Here is an 18,811-nt window from a genome sequence, read left to right on the forward strand (position 1 = left end):
ATCCAGATTGGTCCTGCCTTATAACACAATAGTGCCATCAATATTTGTAAATAATTGTTCTTTTGCTTCATCCCGCTCCAAAACGGTTATAACGGTTCCATTTTTCGCACTGATGATTATCGCTGCTTGATCCATTAATACAAGCGGCTGCATGATTCCTTTTGAACGGGCTTCCATTACTTTATCGCTGACTTTTTTCCATTCTTGTTCTGAAATCTGGATATTTCGCTCGCGAATTCGTTCATTGGCATGCTTGCTGATTTTCAGCTCATTTTTCGCTTGTTCAAAATGCTCAATGAAGCTTGTCGTCTTTTTTTCTGTTGTTGGTTTCGAGCTATGTTTTAGATGAATCGGTTGTAATGGTACGTGCTGAAATTGTATTCGATGCATGGATTCACCAACCTTATTCACTGACAATTTCAAATTGCTCTTTCTTTAACCGAACTTGGTTATCTAAAATATATTCAATTGTTTGATTGTTTGTTGTCACAGCTTCGATGATTCCTTGAACAAGCTCACCGTTTTCATTTTGGTATTTGACAGTTTTTCCAATAAGTTTACTTGCCTCTACTAGAGGATTTTCAACTACAGGTTTTTCGCTATTCTTTTTTAAAATAGAAGAAATATTGCCTACAGTAATTTCTTTTCCATCATCTAATATAAACAATGGCATGCCGTTTTTAAATTTTATTTCAACGATAACCCCTTGGCCTTCGTTAATCATCGGCTTTCCTTTTTCATCCAATTTATCGGTAATTTCATGCCATTTTACTTCTTGCCCTATGAAAGATGTGTATGCCATCAATTGTGTTTGCAATTGTGATTCGAGCAAATCCTCCATTGCTTTCGTCATGTTCTGCATTTGTTCTAATGTTGAAAACTGAGCCATTTGAGCAATGAATTCTTTATCTTCTACTGGATTAGTTGGATCTTGATGCTGCAACTGAGTGATTAGAATTTTTAGAAAATCATCTTTACCAAGGATAGAGTTTCCTGTACGTTTTTCTACTTTTTTATTGTTAGATAAATAGTAATCATTTGTGATTTTTGACATTTCTACCATATGCTACACTTCCTCATTTACTAAAAATTCTTTAAAAGACAGTTTTTCATCATCTTGCTGCTCTTCTGAATCTTTATCATTTTCTTCAGACTGTTGCTGACCTTTAAACATATTGTTAAATAAATTTTGGTCACGTAAATCCGTCTCTTGTAAACTTTGTTGAATATCGATTCGATCAAGTTGAATGTTTTGTTGAACAAACGCTTGCTTTAATTGATGAATTTGACTATCCAGTAATTCTTTTCCAAGTGCAGTTGAAGCAAGCAATCTAGCAGAAATCACACCGTCTCTTTGTACTAATTCGATTCGAATAGATCCTAAATGTTCAGGATAAAGTTTTAATAATAATTTCGTTGTTCCTTGAGAATTGGATATTTGGCTACGTTGTAATATCGATTCAATTTGTTTTACTAATGATTCAGCCTGTGATCCATTATTTGTATTTGGCAAAGTAACCGTAATTGTTTTCGTTTCCGAATTTTGATGTAAAGAAATATTGGAAGTTGTATGAGCGTTAGAATCAACTTCTGTTTTTACCTGTTTAACTACGACTTGCTGGAAATTTTCTAATGAAAATTTGCCAGTTGATGTTGTCATTTCCTTTATAATTGTTTTTTCAATATTCAGTAAGAACGTTTTTAAGTTAGAAATCTGTTCTTGTTGTTCTAATTTTAATTGAGACTGTTCGCCAACTAATTGGGCTAATTTTATTACTTGCAAAAATTTCACTACATCTCTTTGTAATCTATTCTCTTCGCCAAATAAAATTGAAGTCATTTTGTCCAACAATCGCGACTCAACGTTGGCGTTTAAAGACTGCTGTTCATGATTTACGAGATGAATGAAATCCCAAATATTATCGATGCGAACTTCTTCTCCCAAAAGCTCTTGAGCAATTTCATTTAGTTGCTCAGTATTCATATTTAATAGTGTTAAAATGTCATCGATGTTTGACATTAATTCTTCTATTGTAATTACTTGCTCTTCTTCACCTTGGGAGAGTATAATCAATCCTTCATCGTTAGGAATTTCGAGTAAATCAAATATGTCTTCTACGGAATCAGCTTTTAATAGTGGTTGAATTTCTTTTTCTACCGTTTCCATAATTCCGGATGACATTTTCTCTTCACTTTGAACAACCTTAGTAAAAACATCACCAAACTTACTAAAACCTTCTTTGTTTTTGAAAACATTTTGCTGTCCTTTTATGGATCCTAACGATTGGGATTGAGATATAATAAATGGCATTCCTATACTCATTCTTTCACCTCCTTTCTAGTCGGTATTTGATTCTTTGTTTTTAGATAATAATTCTGTATATCTTGCAGCCTCTTTCGGATCCATTTTGGCTAAAACTTGAGAAAGTGTATCTGGCTTCAAATTCGATAATATTTCCAACGCTTGTTCATCTTTCATTTCTACAATGATTGGTGCAACTGCTTTAGCCGACATTTTTTCATAAGTGTTAACAATTTCTTTCAAATCTTTTTTTGATTCTTGTTTACCAGCTTCTAATTCTTCAATTCTTTTTCGCAATTCTTTCTGTATTGCTATATGATTTTCGTTCTCAGCTAAAGCAGTATTCAATTCGCTTTGTAATTTTTCAATTTGCGCATCTTTTTCTTGAATTTGCGCTTGTAATTCAACAATTTTATTGTCCATATCAATAGCGCTGGCAGGTGTTTCTTCGTCAGTACGAGGCAACATTTCAGAAGCCTTTTCGAAGATGTTCGTATTTGTAAATTGAGCAACGACGAGCAAAATGGCTATAACGAATAGCAGCGGAATAATCACCCAAGCGAAGAATTTTTGAAAAAATCCTGGTGATTTTTTTTCCATAAAATCTTCAGTATAATCATTTTTCAGCTTTTTGTTCACTTTCACCATAAAATCACCTAAATATCTTCTTGTTGTACATAAGTGAGGAAATCTCATCCAAGTGTTGAGCCTCTAGGCGATTTTGTTCCTCTTGAAATGCGCTATAATCCTTCTCTCGCATTTTTTCATACTTACGTACTTCCAAGTTTTTTTCTACTAATTTTTGTTCATACCATTGCATTTTTACACGTGCTTGTTTTACTTTTTGTTGTACTTCATCAATGGTATGTTCCAAACTATCAATAAACTTTGCAAAATGGTGGATTTCATCAATCGTTAGTCCATTTTTTAACCGCTCATTTTGATATTCAATTAAGTTTTCTTTTTTCTTTAACAATTCATATAATTGTGTCGCTACTTTTTCAAAAGATCGAACCGATTCTTTGTAAGCCATTTCTGTTTGCTGTTTTTCTTGTTCGCGAATTGTTAATAGTTTTTCAAATCGATACGTATATTGAACCATTATTTGCCACCGCCATTCGCTAAAGCAATTAGTTCATTAACACTTTCTTCAAGGGTTACTTTTTCTTTAAATCCTTGTTTTAAAAATTGAGTAATAAGGGGTTCATAATAAATCGCTTCGTCAATTTCTTTCGACGTTCCTTTTTTATAAGCCCCAATGTTTATTAAATCTTCTGATTTTGCATATGTATAATACAATTCTCTAATTCTCTCAGCAGCTTTTACATGTTCTTCAGAAGAAATATGATTCATTAAACGGCTGACACTTTTTAGTACGTTAATAGCCGGATATTGTCCTTTATTTGCTAAGGTGCGGTCTAATACGATATGTCCATCTAAAATACCTCGAACTGCATCTGCAATTGGTTCATTCATATCATCCCCATCAACAAGCACCGTATAAAAGGCCGTTATACTCCCTTTCATGCTTGTCCCGGTTCTTTCTAACAATTTCGGTAATATAGAAAAGACTGATGGCGTATAACCTTTTTGAGCAGGCGGTTCACCTGTTGCTAATCCAATCTCCCGTTGTGCCATTGCAACACGAGTAACAGAATCCATCATTAACATGACATTTAAACCTCGTTCTCGGAAATACTCAGCAATGGCTGTCGCAGTAAAAGCACCTTTTATCCTCATTAATGCAGGCTGATCACCTGTAGCTGCAATCACGATGGATCGTTTTAATCCTTCTTCACCTAAATCCCGTTCGATAAACTCCCTCACTTCTCTGCCGCGCTCACCAATAAGAGCTATCACATTTAAATCTGCTCTTGTGTTACGTGCAATCATGCCGAGAAGAGTACTTTTACCCACACCAGAACCTGCAAAAATACCAACCCTTTGTCCGCTTCCTACCGTCAACATCGCATCAATGGCTTTTACTCCCACTTCCAATTGCCGATCAATGGGCGGACGATGCAAAGGATTTGGAGGTTCGTTTTCTGTAGGTACCGAAACTAATCCTCTCGGAAGAGAAGTCCCATCAAAAGGGTTGCCTAGCGAATCTAGTACTTTTCCAATTAATTCTGGACCGACTTTAACTTCTAATGGACTCCCTGTTCCTTCCACTAAACAGCCAATAGAAATTTCTCGTACGGAAGTAAAAGGCATTAACATAACATACTCATCTTTAAAGCCTACTACTTCCGCTAAAATTACTTCGTGCCCTTTTTTCGTACGAACATGAATTTTGCATACGTCATTGATGGAACATTCTGGACCTTGAGATTCTATCAATAGTCCAACAACTCTCGTAACTTTTCCATATTTTTTGAACGTGTTGATGGCAGGTATATTGTTGACCAAGTCAGCCGCTTTCATCGGAATCAATCCTTACTCTCCAAAATTTCACTAAGCTTTAAGCGCAATTCTTTCAATTGTTCATCAATTGATAATACGATTCGCCCATGATTTGTTTCAATGTAGCTATCTGTATCGTTCAAATCTTCATTTACAAAGATTAAGAACGGAACATCCGGCGGGAACATTGCTGCTAGTTCATCTCGATTTTCAGTTACCAACTTGTAATATACTGGTGATAAATATAGTTTAATTTCTTTGCTTTCTTGCGCTTCTTTTAAACCTCTTCGAACTATGGATAAAAATAACGCTTCATCTTTTTCTAGCGATGCACCAATAATTTTTTCCGCTGATTTAATCGCCAAATCTAAAATAACATGTTCCTGCTCCTCAACATATTTCATTCCATTGATGCGAGCATTCTCAACTGTTTCATTCGCTAGTTTTAACGCATTTTCCATATCTGCAGTCGCTTTCTGAATTCCTTCTTCATAACCTTGTTGAAAGCCTTCATCATATGCTTCTTTTTGAAGAATGAGCTTTTCCTCTTGCCATTGCTGTCTTAATTTCTCGATTTCTTCTAGTTTCGCTTGGCAATACAATTCAAATTCTTCCCGCTTTGAAGAGATTTCTAGATTCGCTTCTTCCAGAATGCGATCTCGCTCTTTGTACACCACGTCTAATGTGATTGAATGCTCCTCTTCTCCTATATCCTGGGTAGAATCAAACTGTTTCGCAAAAAGATTTCGAATTTCAATTTGAACCGGCCCATTTTGCTTTTTAATTGCCTCGCTCGAACGGATTAACTTAGACAATGACGTCATCTCCTCCACCTCGAGCTATAATAATTTCTCCAGCTTCTTCTAATCGACGAATGATAGCAACAATTCTCATTTGTGCTTCTTCTACATCACGTAGGCGTACAGGTCCCATAATTTCCATCTCTTCTTTAAATGTATCCGCCATTCGTTGTGACATATTGCGGAAAATAATTTCTTTTACCTCATCACTACATACTTTCATTGCGAGCAGCAAGTCTTCATTTTCACAATCTCGAATAACTCGTTGAATTGAACGATTATCGAGAGTCACAATATCTTCAAATACAAACATGCGTTTTTTGATTTCTTCTGCCAACTCTGGATCTTGAATTTCAAGCGCATCGAGTATTGTTTTTTCTGTTTGGCGATCCACACCGTTTAATACTTCTACTACAGCATCGATGCCGCCAGTTTCCGTATAATCTTGCGTAAAAGTGGATGACAATTTTCTTTCCAATACCGATTCAATTTCACTAATGACTTCTGGTGAAGTCGATTCCATAGTGGCAATTCTTCTTGCGATATCCGCTTGCACTTCTTGTGGTAATGAAGATAAGATAACACCAGCTTGCTGCGGATCTAAATATGACAAAATTAACGCAATTGTTTGCGGATGCTCATTTTGTATAAAATTTAAGATTTGTGATGGATCAGCTTTTCTAGCAAAGTCGAAAGGTCGAACTTGCAAGGAAGATGTTAAACGATTGATAATATTTTGTGCCTGTTCAGGACCTAACGCCTTTTCTAATATTGTTTTTGCGTAGCCGATACCACCTTGCGAGATATAATCTTGAGCTAGAGCAATGTTATGAAATTCTTCGATAATCTGTTCTTTCACTTCAGGTTCAACTTTTTTCACTGCTGAAATTTCTAATGTAAGTCGTTCAATTTCCTCTTCAGATAAATGTTTATAAACATTTGCGGAAACTTCTGGTCCTAAAGAAATTAACAGCAGTGCAGCTTTTTGTTTTCCTGTTAAAAATTTCTTTTCTTTTTTAGACACAGTCGAACCTCCTATCCATTAATCTTCAGCTATCCAGCTCCGCAATAATTTTGCAAAATCTTCCGGTTTTTCTTTTGCCATTTTTTCTAATTGCTTGCGACGAACTGTAGATTCTGTTTCTTTTTCTTGATTAATATCTTCCACAAGCAACTCTTCTTGTTCTTCAATAATTTCCATAGCTTCTTCTTCCGCTTTTCGCTTTTTCGAACGCAAGATGTAAACAATAAGAAGAAGAATTGCAGCAACTAAAATTCCACCAACAACCCAAATCCACCATGGAATCACCGGTGTTTCTTCGATATTTTCTACGTCATTGCCATAGAATTGTTGAACAGAAACAACAATTTTGTTTTCAATTTCTTCATCTGTTAATTCTCCAGCAACTTCTTTATCAATTGAAGTTCGGACAATAGTTGCTAAAATTTGTTCAATATCTTCCACAACTGTAGCTGAAAGGGATGTTGGATCTTCAGGAACAGGTGGCTCAACCATGACTTGAATACCAATATCGCGAATTTTGTACGGGCTTTCTTGGATTACACGGTTAATGCGATTTACATCATTATTAATTGTTTCTTCAATTCGTTCGTAATCACCATTGCCATTTAAAGCTTCTTGATATCCGGTTGCATTATCAGTCGGATCGCCCATCTCCGTTGGACCTGTTGCGCCATTCATACCTGTATATGTTTCAGTAATGCGTTGGGCACTGATTTCAATGCCTTCCATATTCTCCTCATCTACAGGTTTTACTAATTTCTCCTCACGATTTTCTTTCTTAAAATCGATATCTGTAGTGACTGATACAACAACTTTGTTTTGTCCCATTAAGGTTCCAAGCATTTTTTGAACTTGACGTTCAAGATCACGTTCAATCGTTTTCTTTACATTCATTTGACCTTCTACAGAGTCGATTGAACCACTTCCAGCTATAGCGGATTCTAAATCGTAATATTCAGAATACTGATTAGATATTGTAATATTGTCTGTGCTTAAATTAGGAACACTTTTCGATACAAGGTTATATAATGTTTTAATTTGGTCATCAGTGAACTTATGACCTGGTTCAGTATGTAATACGACAGCAGCAGAAGCGTTTTGATTCTCCGCATTCTGATTAATGAATACACCTTTTTCTGGCATAGAAATCATAACTTTTGCATCTTTTACCCCATCGATTTTCTTTATGAGGTTTTCAAGTTCTGTTTCTAGGGCTTTATGCTTGATGACGTTAAATTCATTATCTGTCATACCAAAGCCAGCATTTTCTGTGAAGAAGGTTGTACTAATTCCTCCAGTTTCAGGGTATCCTTGTGCGGCTAAGGAAACTTTTATGGAATCAACTTGCTTTTCTGGAACTAAAATGTTCGTTCCACCTGGAGCAATTTCATATGTAACACCTTGAGAGCTTAATACTTCCGCAATCTCCCCAGTTTCCTTTGCTGATAATTCTGTGAAAAGGGGAACCATGTTTGTTCGAGTAGTAAAATATGTAATAATAGCCGCTATCGCTATAACCCCTACGAAGGTTCCAATTATTGCACCTTTCTGCTTCTTTGTCCGACTTTTCCAAAAATTAATGGAATCGGTTTTTAATTTATTAAGTCGATCATTCATTACAAATCCTCCGGTACTAGTGAATACACTAACATTTTATATTCCGTGCGTAACCGTAGATTATACAGTCATTCGCATAACTTCTTGATAAGCTTCAATTACTTTATTGCGAATTTCAACCGTAGCATTTAATGTAATGCTCGCCTTTTGTGCTGCAATCATTACATCATGCAACTCAACGTTTTCTCCATGAATCAACTTATTTGTTAATTCATCTGATTGAACTTGGTAATCATTTACTTTGTCAATCGCTTCTTTTAATGTATTGGCAAAACTTTTTTGCGCTTCAAATGGCGTTTGTTGATTGGATATCACTCTATTACCATTCACATTTTGAAGTGGAATAGATAAGTTTACTTGGTTTATTGCCACATCAATTCACCCCTCTCATTGTTCACCCTTATTTACCTATTTCTAAAGCCTTTGTTAACATCGCTTTACTTGCATTTAAAACGGTTATATTTGCTTCGTATGAACGAGTAGCAGAGATCAAATCGACCATTTCTTTTAACACATCGACATTAGGCATTTGTACATATCCATCCTCGTTTGCATCTGGATGGCTTGGATCATATACGAGTTTGAACGGCGTTTCATTATCCTCATTTATTTTTGTTACTTTTACTCCATTGCCTACGCCATTGCTCTTCCCTACTGCTTTATTTAAAAAGGATGAAAATGTACCTTCATTTGCAGTAAGTGTCACCGTTTTCCGACGGTACGGCTCCCATTCACCATTCACTTGTCTAGCACGAGTTGTATCAACATTCGCTATATTTGAGGAAATGACATCCATTCGTAAGCGTTGAGCAGTTAAAGCTGATGTTGTTGTATTGATGCTAGAAAAGATTGACATTACTATTTCCCTCCTTTAATGACTGTATTTAATGTATTGAATTTACCGTTAATGCGATCAATCAAAGCATTGTAGTAAATCGTATTTTTCGCTAATTCTGCTTGTTCTTTATCCATATCTACACCGTTGCCGTTATGGCGATATTGAAAGTTTTCATAACTATAAACAACATGGGTAGATTGTTCAAAACTAAAATCATAATGTCTCTTATCTGATTTGTTCGCCCTAAGTTGTTTTTCATTTTCATCATTCAATAGTTTTTTAAATTTGACATCTTTTGCCTTGTAATTAGGCGTATCGACATTTGCAATGTTATGTGCAATAGTCTTATTTTTTAGCGATGCGTATTTTAAACCATGCTCTAAGTTAATTATTGTTCCTCCAAACAAGTTCAAACCGTTCACCTCGTTCTATTTCATTACAAAAATGACAAATTTCTTACTCAACACTAGTATTTATTGTAAATAAGATAATTCACAGTGTCTATCGTCTTTTGGCACTTTTTCATAGTCTATCTGAATCAATTTTTCATGCCATTTTTTCAAAAAGTTCACATTTCGATAACAAAAGTTTCAATTCGACAAAATTTTTGACTTTGCAATTCTCAAAAGTTACTATCAGCTATCACTTAATCGGTAAAAAAGTACTACAATTATATAAAACTATTCCCTTAATGAAATTATTAAAAGGAAAATAAAACAGGCTGGGACATAACTAATAAAGTGAACGAGCTGCAAAAAGATTTTTTGTAAAAAATTGAGGCTCTATAATATTTGGTGTTGGTGAGTAAAAACCAGCACCAATTTTTTTGAACAAAAAAATGAGACAGTGACAAAACTCTGGTAAAATGTAATCGCCAAAACACATTTTCCAAAGGAGTTGTGTCACATGTCTCACCATCATTCTATACGAAACCTACTCAATATAAAAGACAAAAATATCACATTTGATGAAAATTTTTGTTCTACCGAAACGATCAAAAAAGTAAAAGTGAAAGTCTTTCATGGGACGTTAACGTATCAACCAAAAGCTTGTTATGCTTGTGGCCATGTCTTCGATGATCAAATCATTAAACACGGTTTTAAAACGTCTCTCATTAAAATGCCTAGCATTTCAGGTTTTCATACCTACTTAAAATTGCGTAAACAGCGTTATTTCTGTAAACATTGTCATGCCACGTTTACTTGAAAAACGAGCGTCGTGGCTAAAAACTGTTGTATTTCCAACAATACCAAAGAATCAATTGCTTTAAACGCCAAAGATAAAATATCCGAAAAAGATATTGCCATCAAACACAATGTATCTCATGCCACTGTCAGTCGAGTCATCGACAGCTTTTATAGCTACTATCAACCAAATGTTCACTACCTTCCACAGCATTTGTGTTTTGATGAGTTTAAATCAGTGAAATCCGCAGCTGGAGCGATGTCCTTTATTTTCTGCGACTCTGAAAGGTGGATATCGTGGAGGACCGGAGATTACATGTCCTCAAAGAGTATTTCTTACGGTATTCCAAGAAGGCGAGAGATGCGGTAAAAACGATTGTCATCGATATGTACAGCCCTTATATTTCCTTAATCCAAGAAGTTTTCCCTAAAGCGGAAATCGTACTCGACAAATTCCATATCCTCCAACTATTTAGCAGAGCTTTAAACAAAACGCGCATCAACGTCATGAATCGGGATAAAAAGAATTACAATAAATTGAAAAAATACTGGAAGCTCCTTCTGAAAGATCAAACAAAACTTGATTATAAGAACTATAAATATCATCGTTGCTTTAAAAAGCATATGTGTGAGGTGGAGATTCTCCACTATCTCATTGATTTAGATTCTGAATTAAAAGCGTCCTATGAGTTATACCAATACGTTCGACATTGCATCAAAACCAAAGACTTTGAGCTCTTGAAGAAAACCTTGGCGAATAAACAGAACAGCGTTTCCAGCTATATGAAAATCGCCATCAAGACAATCAACAAATACATCAATTACGTCGAGAATACGCTAAAGTACGATTATAATAACGGCATTTTAGAGGGGATTAATAACAAAATCAAGGTGATGAAACGCATTTCTTTCGGTTATCGATCCTTCTATCACTTTAGAAACCGAATATTCATTACCCAAAACTTAGCGAAAATAAAAACAGCTTAGGGGAACCTCGAATTTCCCCTAAGCCATCCGATTACATATTACCAAATAATGTCACTAAAATTTATTCACCAACACCATTTGACAAAGAACCTGTTTTTTTAGATTTGTCCCAACCTCGTTTTAATAGTTGTAGTTATTACACAACAATATTGTTATGAATTCATTATTCTAGTATAGGAAGAACTTGCTTATTTCATTTTAATTTCAGCTAAAGCCGTCAAAAACTTATCATTTAATACTTTAATATATGTTCCTTTCATGCCGAGAGATCTTGATTCAATTACTCCTGCAGACTCAAGTTTACGTAATGCGTTAACGATTACTGAACGCGTAATACCAACACGATCAGCAATTTTAGATGCAACGAGTAAACCTTCATTTCCATCTAGTTCCTCAAAAATATGTTCAATTGCTTCTAATTCACTATAAGAAAGGGAGTTGATAGCCATTTGCACGACTGCTTTACTGCGAGCTTCTTCCTCAATTTCTTCAGCTTTTTCACGCAAAATTTCCATGCCGACTACCGTCGCACCATACTCTGCTAAAATTAAATCATCGTCACCGAATCGTTCCTCTAAACGCCCTAAAATCAACGTACCTAAACGTTCACCACCGCCGATAATAGGAACAATTGTCGTTAAACCATTTTTGAAAATATCGCGGTTTTCAATAGGGAAAATTGTATAATCACTATTGATATCAATATTTGAAGATGTTTCATTGATGTCTTTCAGACTATTTGTATATTCTTCAGGGAATTGACGTTCTTCTAACATTTTTTTCATTCTGTCATTCTCGATTTTTTGATGAATGGAAATCCCCAATAATTTCCCTTTTCGACTAACAATAAATACATTACTATCAATCGTTTCACCTAATGTATCTGCCATCTCTTTGAAATTAACTGGTTTTCCAGCTGTTTTTTGCAACAATGCGTTAATTTTTCTAGTTTTTGTTAATAAATCCATATTAATTGCCTCCTAGGGTTACATTGTTCAATTATTATTGTAGAAAATGCTTTATACTTGTTTGCTAAAGTATTTATGTTAAAGGATAAATTGTGACAAATCTTTGTTCTTTGAAATTTCACCAAGTTTTTTGTCTACATATGAACGAGTGATTTGAATATGTGTTGGAGCAATTTCAGGTGCTTCGTAAGATAACTCCTCCAATAATCGCTCCATGATCGTATGCAATCTACGTGCACCAATATTATCCGTTTCTTGATTTACTTCCGTTGCAATTTCCGCAATGCGTTCAATTGCATCATCAGAAAAATCAATAGATACGCCTTCAGTTTCGAGCAAGGCTTTATATTGTAAAATAAGTGATTGATCAGGTTCTTTTAGAATCCGAACAAAGTCTTCTTTTGTTAACTTATCCAACTCTACTCGAATCGGGAAGCGACCTTGTAACTCTGGAATTAAATCACTCGGCTTCGACATATGGAAAGCTCCTGCAGCAATAAAGAGCATATAATCCGTTTTAACAGGTCCATATTTTGTCGTTACTGTAGATCCTTCTACAATTGGGAGAATATCTCTTTGCACTCCTTCACGCGAAACATCCGCAGACGAATGCTGACCTCTGCTTGCAATTTTATCAATTTCGTCGATGAAGATAATTCCAGATTGTTCTGCACGTTTAATCGCTTCTTGCGCTAGTTCTTCGGAATCGATTAACTTGTTCGCCTCTTCAATTGCTAATACCCGACGAGCATCTTTCACTTTCATGCGACGCTTTTTCGTTTTTTTCGGCACAAGACTTGATAACATATCTTGCATACCGCTAGAGCCTAGTTCAGGCATTCCCGGAATCATCATGTCTAGAAATGCTGTATTTTGTTCAGTCACTTCTACAGTTACCCATTCGTCTTCCAGTTTACCTGCTAATAAGTCTTCCTTTACTTTAGAACGTTTTAATCGAATTTCAGTTTCTTCTTGAGAATCCGTTTGGCTTTCCGTTTTTTGTCCACCAAATAAAAGTTCAAATGGATTTTGCGTCATTTTTGACTTAGATTTAGAAGGAACAAGCAATTTTACTAACACTTCATTAGCCTGTTGTTCTGCTTGATCTTTAACTTTTTCCATCATCTCTTCTTTCACAAGTCTTCTGGAAGCTTCAACAAGATCCCGAACCATCGATTCCACATCTCGGCCAACATAGCCCACTTCGGTAAACTTTGTTGCTTCAACTTTGACAAACGGAGCATTTGTTAACTTAGCTATTCTTCTTGCTATTTCCGTTTTACCGACACCGGTAGGACCAATCATCAATATATTTTTTGGAATCACTTCACTTTTTAGTTCATCACTAAGAAGCGATCTCCGGTATCTATTTCTTAACGCAATCGCTACTGCCCGTTTTGCAGCATCTTGACCAACAATATATCGGTTTAATTGTTCTACAATTTGTCTTGGCGTAAGTGTCGTCATCAGTTTAGCGCCTCCACAATAATGTTATGATTTGTATAAACGCAAATATCGGCTGCAATTGTTAGGGCCGCCTTTGCAATTTCTTCCGCTGTCATATGCTGCCCCGCATGTTGCTTTAAAGCTCTCCCTGCTGCAAGAGCATAGTTTCCTCCAGAGCCGATTGCAAGTATTCCATCATCTGGCTCAATTACTTCGCCGGTACCAGAAATAAGAAGCAACGTGTTTTTGTCCATGACAAGTAATAGCGCCTCTAATTGTCGGAGCATCTTATCTCCACGCCATTGTTTCGCTACTTCAACAGCTGCTCGTTGCAGATTGCCGCTATATTCATTCAATTTGGATTCAAACATTTCAAACAGCGTAAACGCATCAGCAACAGAACCCGCAAATCCCGCTAATACTTGCCCGTTAAATAATTTTCTCACTTTTCTAGCTGTATGCTTCATAACGACGGAATTCCCTAATGTAACTTGCCCATCTCCTGCCATTGCACATTTGCCATTATGATGAATGGCAAAAATCGTAGTAGCGTGCATTTCCAATTTTTATTCCTCCCTACCATTATGCTCTTGGATGCGACTTCATATAAGTACTTCGAAGGTGTTCCTTCGTCACGTGTGTATAAATTTGAGTGGAGGATAAATTCGCATGTCCTAGCAATTCTTGAACTGTACGTAAATCTGCCCCATTATTCAATAAATGCGTCGCAAAGGTATGTCTTAACATGTGAGGATAAATTTTCGTATGCATACAAGCATTTTGAATCATTTCATTTAAAATATAATGGACACCACGAGCAGTAAGTTCGCCTCCACGCATATTCACGAATAACCTGTTGTGCTTATTATTTTTCATAATCAATGGTCTTGCTTCATTGATATATTTTATTAAAGCATCATGAGCATATTGCCCAAATGGAACAATTCTTTCTTTCCTCCCTTTTCCCATCACCCGAAGAATGGAATAATGAAAATCGATATCGTCTAATTCAATCGATGTACACTCACTTACACGAATTCCTGTAGCATATAGTAATTCAAGTAGCGCCATATTGCGTAGTGATTTTAAATCGTCGCCTGCATTTGCTTCAAATAACTGTGCAAGTTCATCTTCATAAAAAAAATTGGGTAGTAATTTTTCTTTTTTCGGATGATATAAAGATAGAAAAGGCGAAAGGTCAATCCCATAATCTCGATTTAGAAAACGAAAAAATGTGCGAATGGAGGAAATTTTTCTAGAAACTGTTGTACGAGACAGTTTTTCTTCATATAGTTTGGTCACAAACAACCTTGCATGTATATACTCCACTTCGCGTAAATCGTCAACTCCTTCTGCTCTTAAAAAGGTAAGGAATTGGGTAATGTCTCGTTCATATTCCTTTACCGTATGAACAGAAAAATTTTTTTCCAATTGAATTACTCGGAGAAACTCATCCAAAGCTTTTGTTGGTTGAATATTCAACTTGGGTCACCTCTATTTCGAAGTACCATGAAGAAAATTGCGGCATTTAGGGCATATTTTTCGTCATTTCTTTATTGGAACACATACAGTGAAAACATCCATTCTCGACTGTATACCGAACTTCGAGATATATCAAGCAAAAAATCAGTAATTTTGTAAAAAATCAGTTTCCCTTCACAAATTGTTAAAAATTTAACCTTTTTTATCCACGTTTATTCAAAGATGATGACATAAATAATAGCCTCTAAACATTATATCAACATTTAGAGGCTAAAATCAATTATATAGTTTGAGTATTCATAAAATTCCGAATTGTTTCAATTGCTCGCTCAGCATGTTTTAATGCTCGTTCTTGCTTAGATTTTATTCGTTCACCTAATTCCGGGAAGATACCAAAGTTAACGTTCATCGGTTGGAAGTTGTTTGGATCTGCTTCAGTAATATAGCGGGCCATGCTACCTAACGCCGTTTCAATTGGGAATTCAATCGGTTCTTTCCCAAGTGCCAAGCGGGCTGCATTCACTCCCGCAATAAGTCCGCTACCAGCCGATTCAACATAGCCTTCCACTCCCGTCATTTGACCAGCAAAGAATAAATTAGAACGAGATTTCAATTGATAAGTTTTCTTTAATACTTTCGGTGAATTAATGAATGTGTTACGATGCATTACCCCGTAGCGTACAATCTCTACATTCTCTAAACCAGGAATTAATCGAAATACTTCTTTTTGCGCCCCCCATTTTAAATGAGTTTGGAATCCAACAATGTTATATAATGTGCCAGCTGCATTGTCTTGTCGTAGTTGTACAACCGCATATGGACGTTCGCCAGTTCTTGGATCTTCCAATCCGACTGGTTTTAAAGGACCAAATAATAATGTTTGCGGTCCACGCTTTGCCATCACTTCAATCGGCATACAACCTTCAAAGTAAATTTCCTTTTCAAATTCTTTCAATTCGACTACTTCTGCATTTACTAAAGCATCATAAAATCGTTCAAACTCTTCCTTTGTCATTGGACAGTTTAAATATGCAGCTTCTCCTTTATCATAACGTGATTTTAAATACACTTTATCCATATTGATGCTATCTTTTTCAACAATTGGGGCAGCAGCATCATAGAAGTAGAGATAATCTTCACCTGTCAATTGTTGAATTTTCTTAGCCAAAGTTTCAGAAGTTAATGGTCCAGTTGCGATTACCGTAATGCCTTCAGGTATTTCCGTTACTTCTTCATTAACTACTTCAACAAGAGGATGATTTTTTAATTGTTCTGTAATAAATCCAGAAAATTCATGGCGATCGACTGCGAGAGCGCCTCCTGCTGGAAGGCTAGCCTGGTCAGCAGCTTTAATAACTAATGAGTTCATCATTCTCATTTCTTCTTTTATTACTCCAACTGCGTTTGTAAGCGCATTCGCTCGCAATGAGTTGGAACAAACTAATTCTGCAAATTTGTCTGTATGATGAGCTGGTGTTTGTTTTACAGGTCTCATTTCATATAGTTTTACTTTTACACCACGGCTTGCAATCTGCCATGCCGCTTCGCTTCCTGCTAGTCCTGCACCAATTACATTTACTACTTGTTCTGTCATAATTATCATCTTCCTAACTTCATTGTGTTGGTTGTTCTTCGTAGTCACAATTTGTACATTGTACTTGAATACCTTTTTTCACTTTTTTCTCAACTAATAATGAACTACATTTTGGACAAGGTCTGCTGATCGGTTTATCCCATGAGACAAAATCGCATTCAGGATAATTTTCACAACCGTAAAAAATGCGTTTCGTTTTACTTTTTCTCTCCACAATTTCTCCAGTTTTACATTTTGGACATGTTACGCCGATTGGTTTTGTAATCGTCTTTGTATTTCGACATTCTGGGAAATTGGAACATGCCATGAATTTTCCATAACGGCCTAATTTAAATACCATTGGTGCTCCGCATTTTTCACAATCTTCTCCAGCAGGCTCATCTTTAATTTCGATTTTTTCAATCGCTTCATCAGCATGCTTTACATTTTTTTCAAATTCTTTATAGAAATTATCGATAATTTGAATCCAATCAGTTTTTCCTTCTTCAATTTTATCTAAATCAGCTTCCATTTTCGCGGTAAATTCAATATCGATAATTTCCGGGAAAAACTCCATCATCAATGAATGGACAATTTCTCCAAGCTCCGTCGGGACAAAACGTTTATTATCAAGTTGCACATAACCACGTCTTTGGATGACGTCCACAGTCGGAGCATAGGTGGATGGTCTTCCTATTCCAAGTTCCTCCAATTCTTTCACAAGTCTGGCTTCCGTATAGCGTGGAGGTGGTTGTGTAAAGTGTTGCTTTGGAATGATTTCAACTGATTTGATTTTGTCTCCAACGTGCAACTCTGGAAGTATTTTGGTTGTTTCTTCCGTTTGATCGTCAGTTCCTTCAATGTATACTTTCATAAATCCTGAAAATTTCAGTTGAGATCCATTTGCTCGGAAAATACAGCCAGAATTTTTTAATTCTACAGATACTGTATCTAGAATAGCTGGAGCCATCTGACTTGCTACAAATCGGTCCCAAATGAGACGATACAGACGCAATTGATCACGAGTTAATACATCTTTCAATTGGTCTGGTGTTCTTAACACGCTTGTTGGTCGAATCGCTTCGTGAGCATCTTGAGCATTTGTTTGTTTTTTCGCCTTCGGAATTTCTTCAGAGACATATTCTTTGCCATATTTATCGTGAATATATTGAATTGCTTCTGCTTTTGCAGCATCCGAAATACGTGTGGAATCGGTACGCATATACGTAATTAAACCGATCGTACCCTCATCTTTACCAATATCAATACCCTCGTAAAGTTGCTGAGCAATCATCATTGTTTTCTTTGCTCGGAAGTTCAATTTTCGCGCCGCTTCTTGTTGAAGTGATGAAGTTGTAAACGCTGGAGCAGGATTTCTTTTTCTCTCTTTCTTTGTCACATTTACAACTTCAAATTCGGATCCCTCTATTTTTTTTAAAATTTCTTCCACTTGTTGTTGATTTGTGAGCTTTACTTTTTCCTTTTCATCTCCATAGTAAAGCGCTTCAAATTGCTTTTTATTCTTTTCAAATTTTCCTTCAATTGTCCAGTATTCTTCTGGAACGAAATGTTTAATTTCATTTTCTCTATCGATAATCAACCGCATTGCAACGGACTGAACACGTCCTGCGGATAATCCTTTTTTCACTTTTCGCCACAAAATTGGGCTTATGTTATAACCAACAAGCCTGTCTAATACTCTGCGAGCCTGTTGAGCATCCACAAGATGCTTATTAATTGGACGCGGATATTTAAAAGATTCTAACACCGCATCTTTTGTAATCTCGTTAAATACTACTCGACAATCGCTTTCAGTATCGATATTTAAAGCTTTTGCTAAATGATATGCGATCGCTTCTCCTTCGCGGTCAGGGTCGGCTGCAAGATACACTTTTTTTGCCTTTTTCGCAGCTGTTTTTAACTCTTGTAATATAGGCCCTTTTCCACGAATGGTGATATATTTAGGTTTATAATTATCTTCCGTATCAATCCCCATTTGGCTCTTCGGAAGATCAATTACATGTCCAATGGATGCTTTTACTTTATATTTTTTTCCTAAATATCGTTCAATGGTTTTCGCTTTCGCTGGTGATTCTACTATCACTAAATAGTCTGCCATCTTCAACTTCCTCCTCACTAGAGGCACCTTTATATATTTTTAAAGAAATTCCTGTTGCAAAATGTATA

General features: G+C 36.0%; 21 protein-coding genes. 3 read left to right on the top strand and 18 right to left on the bottom strand.

All coding sequences use genetic code 11. The annotated features are described in order from the left end of the window. Window positions 1–18: 18 nt before the first annotated feature. From NSU17_RS02920 to flgB, 12 genes are all read right to left on the bottom strand, one after another. The gene (locus tag NSU17_RS02920) at window positions 19–390 is read right to left on the bottom strand and encodes a TIGR02530 family flagellar biosynthesis protein (RefSeq protein ID WP_340704236.1); all 372 of its coding nucleotides are present in this window, start codon (window positions 388–390) and stop codon (window positions 19–21) included. 13 nt (window positions 391–403) lie between these two features. Continuing rightward, a complete protein-coding gene (gene flgD, locus NSU17_RS02925; protein WP_340704237.1) occupies window positions 404–1,063 on the bottom strand; it encodes a flagellar hook assembly protein FlgD in 660 nt (219 codons plus the stop codon). Window positions 1,064–1,066: 3 nt separating this feature from the next. Further along, window positions 1,067–2,323 carry a flagellar hook-length control protein FliK gene (locus tag NSU17_RS02930; RefSeq protein ID WP_340704238.1) on the bottom strand — a complete coding sequence of 419 codons (1,257 nt, stop codon included), beginning with the start codon at window positions 2,321–2,323 and terminating at the stop codon, window positions 1,067–1,069. Between the two features lie 15 nt (window positions 2,324–2,338). After that, a complete protein-coding gene (locus tag NSU17_RS02935; RefSeq protein WP_340704239.1) occupies window positions 2,339–2,947 on the bottom strand; it encodes a MotE family protein in 609 nt (202 codons plus the stop codon). 7 nt (window positions 2,948–2,954) lie between these two features. Continuing rightward, complete coding sequence (gene fliJ, locus NSU17_RS02940) at window positions 2,955–3,404, bottom strand: flagellar export protein FliJ (protein ID WP_016836758.1); 450 nt, start codon at window positions 3,402–3,404, stop codon at window positions 2,955–2,957. Then, window positions 3,404–4,726 (bottom strand): flagellar protein export ATPase FliI, encoded by a 1,323-nt coding sequence (gene fliI / locus NSU17_RS02945; protein WP_096552460.1) that lies wholly within the window; start codon window positions 4,724–4,726, stop codon window positions 3,404–3,406. Before fliI ends, fliJ begins: the two co-directional genes overlap by 1 nt. Window positions 4,727–4,731: 5 nt before the next feature. Then, entirely contained in the window at window positions 4,732–5,529 is a 798-nt protein-coding gene (gene fliH / locus NSU17_RS02950) for a flagellar assembly protein FliH (protein ID WP_340704240.1), read from the bottom strand. Further along, window positions 5,513–6,529 carry a flagellar motor switch protein FliG gene (gene fliG / locus NSU17_RS02955; protein ID WP_096550657.1) on the bottom strand — a complete coding sequence of 339 codons (1,017 nt, stop codon included), beginning with the start codon at window positions 6,527–6,529 and terminating at the stop codon, window positions 5,513–5,515. The genes fliH and fliG overlap by 17 nt, the downstream gene beginning before the upstream one ends. 18 nt (window positions 6,530–6,547) lie before the next feature. Continuing rightward, entirely contained in the window at window positions 6,548–8,146 is a 1,599-nt protein-coding gene (gene fliF, locus NSU17_RS02960; RefSeq protein WP_340704241.1) for a flagellar basal-body MS-ring/collar protein FliF, read from the bottom strand. A gap of 60 nt (window positions 8,147–8,206) precedes the next feature. Further along, window positions 8,207–8,476, bottom strand: a complete 270-nt coding sequence (gene fliE / locus NSU17_RS02965) for a flagellar hook-basal body complex protein FliE (protein ID WP_408056478.1) — start codon at window positions 8,474–8,476, stop codon at window positions 8,207–8,209. A gap of 70 nt (window positions 8,477–8,546) precedes the next feature. After that, on the bottom strand, window positions 8,547–9,002 hold the full coding sequence (flgC, locus tag NSU17_RS02970) for a flagellar basal body rod protein FlgC (RefSeq protein ID WP_016836753.1): 456 nt from the start codon (window positions 9,000–9,002) through the stop codon (window positions 8,547–8,549). A gap of 2 nt (window positions 9,003–9,004) precedes the next feature. Then, window positions 9,005–9,397: a flagellar basal body rod protein FlgB gene (gene flgB, locus NSU17_RS02975; protein ID WP_340704242.1), complete on the bottom strand. Its 393-nt coding sequence runs from the start codon at window positions 9,395–9,397 to the stop codon at window positions 9,005–9,007. Between the two features lie 493 nt (window positions 9,398–9,890). On the opposite strand from flgB, the gene NSU17_RS02980 reads away from it, so the two are divergent. From NSU17_RS02980 to NSU17_RS02990, 3 genes are read left to right on the top strand one after another with little or no spacing between them, the layout of a single operon-like run. Next, window positions 9,891–10,190 carry a transposase family protein gene (locus NSU17_RS02980; protein ID WP_340704243.1) on the top strand — a complete coding sequence of 100 codons (300 nt, stop codon included), beginning with the start codon at window positions 9,891–9,893 and terminating at the stop codon, window positions 10,188–10,190. A gap of 12 nt (window positions 10,191–10,202) precedes the next feature. After that, entirely contained in the window at window positions 10,203–10,538 is a 336-nt protein-coding gene (locus tag NSU17_RS02985; RefSeq protein ID WP_340704244.1) for a hypothetical protein, read from the top strand. After that, window positions 10,466–11,155 carry an ISL3 family transposase gene (locus NSU17_RS02990; RefSeq protein ID WP_340704245.1) on the top strand — a complete coding sequence of 230 codons (690 nt, stop codon included), beginning with the start codon at window positions 10,466–10,468 and terminating at the stop codon, window positions 11,153–11,155. The genes NSU17_RS02985 and NSU17_RS02990 overlap by 73 nt, the downstream gene beginning before the upstream one ends. Window positions 11,156–11,343: 188 nt before the next feature. On the opposite strand, the gene codY is transcribed toward NSU17_RS02990, so the two are convergent. From codY to topA, 6 genes are all read right to left on the bottom strand, one after another. After that, window positions 11,344–12,123 carry a GTP-sensing pleiotropic transcriptional regulator CodY gene (gene codY / locus NSU17_RS02995; RefSeq protein WP_016837419.1) on the bottom strand — a complete coding sequence of 260 codons (780 nt, stop codon included), beginning with the start codon at window positions 12,121–12,123 and terminating at the stop codon, window positions 11,344–11,346. Between the two features lie 78 nt (window positions 12,124–12,201). Then, complete coding sequence (hslU, locus tag NSU17_RS03000) at window positions 12,202–13,590, bottom strand: ATP-dependent protease ATPase subunit HslU (protein WP_340704246.1); 1,389 nt, start codon at window positions 13,588–13,590, stop codon at window positions 12,202–12,204. After that, window positions 13,590–14,126: an ATP-dependent protease subunit HslV gene (hslV, locus tag NSU17_RS03005; RefSeq protein ID WP_040764442.1), complete on the bottom strand. Its 537-nt coding sequence runs from the start codon at window positions 14,124–14,126 to the stop codon at window positions 13,590–13,592. The genes hslU and hslV overlap by 1 nt, the downstream gene beginning before the upstream one ends. Before the next feature lie 25 nt (window positions 14,127–14,151). Continuing rightward, entirely contained in the window at window positions 14,152–15,051 is a 900-nt protein-coding gene (gene xerC / locus NSU17_RS03010; protein ID WP_172597855.1) for a tyrosine recombinase XerC, read from the bottom strand. Window positions 15,052–15,331: 280 nt separating this feature from the next. Beyond that, complete coding sequence (gene trmFO, locus NSU17_RS03015; protein WP_096550653.1) at window positions 15,332–16,645, bottom strand: FADH(2)-oxidizing methylenetetrahydrofolate--tRNA-(uracil(54)-C(5))-methyltransferase TrmFO; 1,314 nt, start codon at window positions 16,643–16,645, stop codon at window positions 15,332–15,334. Window positions 16,646–16,664: 19 nt separating this feature from the next. Beyond that, window positions 16,665–18,743 (bottom strand): type I DNA topoisomerase, encoded by a 2,079-nt coding sequence (topA, locus tag NSU17_RS03020; protein ID WP_096550652.1) that lies wholly within the window; start codon window positions 18,741–18,743, stop codon window positions 16,665–16,667. Window positions 18,744–18,811 lie beyond the last annotated feature (68 nt).

It is taken from the genome of Ureibacillus sp. FSL K6-2830 (genome assembly GCF_038004145.1).
Classification (GTDB): domain Bacteria; phylum Bacillota; class Bacilli; order Bacillales_A; family Planococcaceae; genus Ureibacillus; species Ureibacillus thermosphaericus.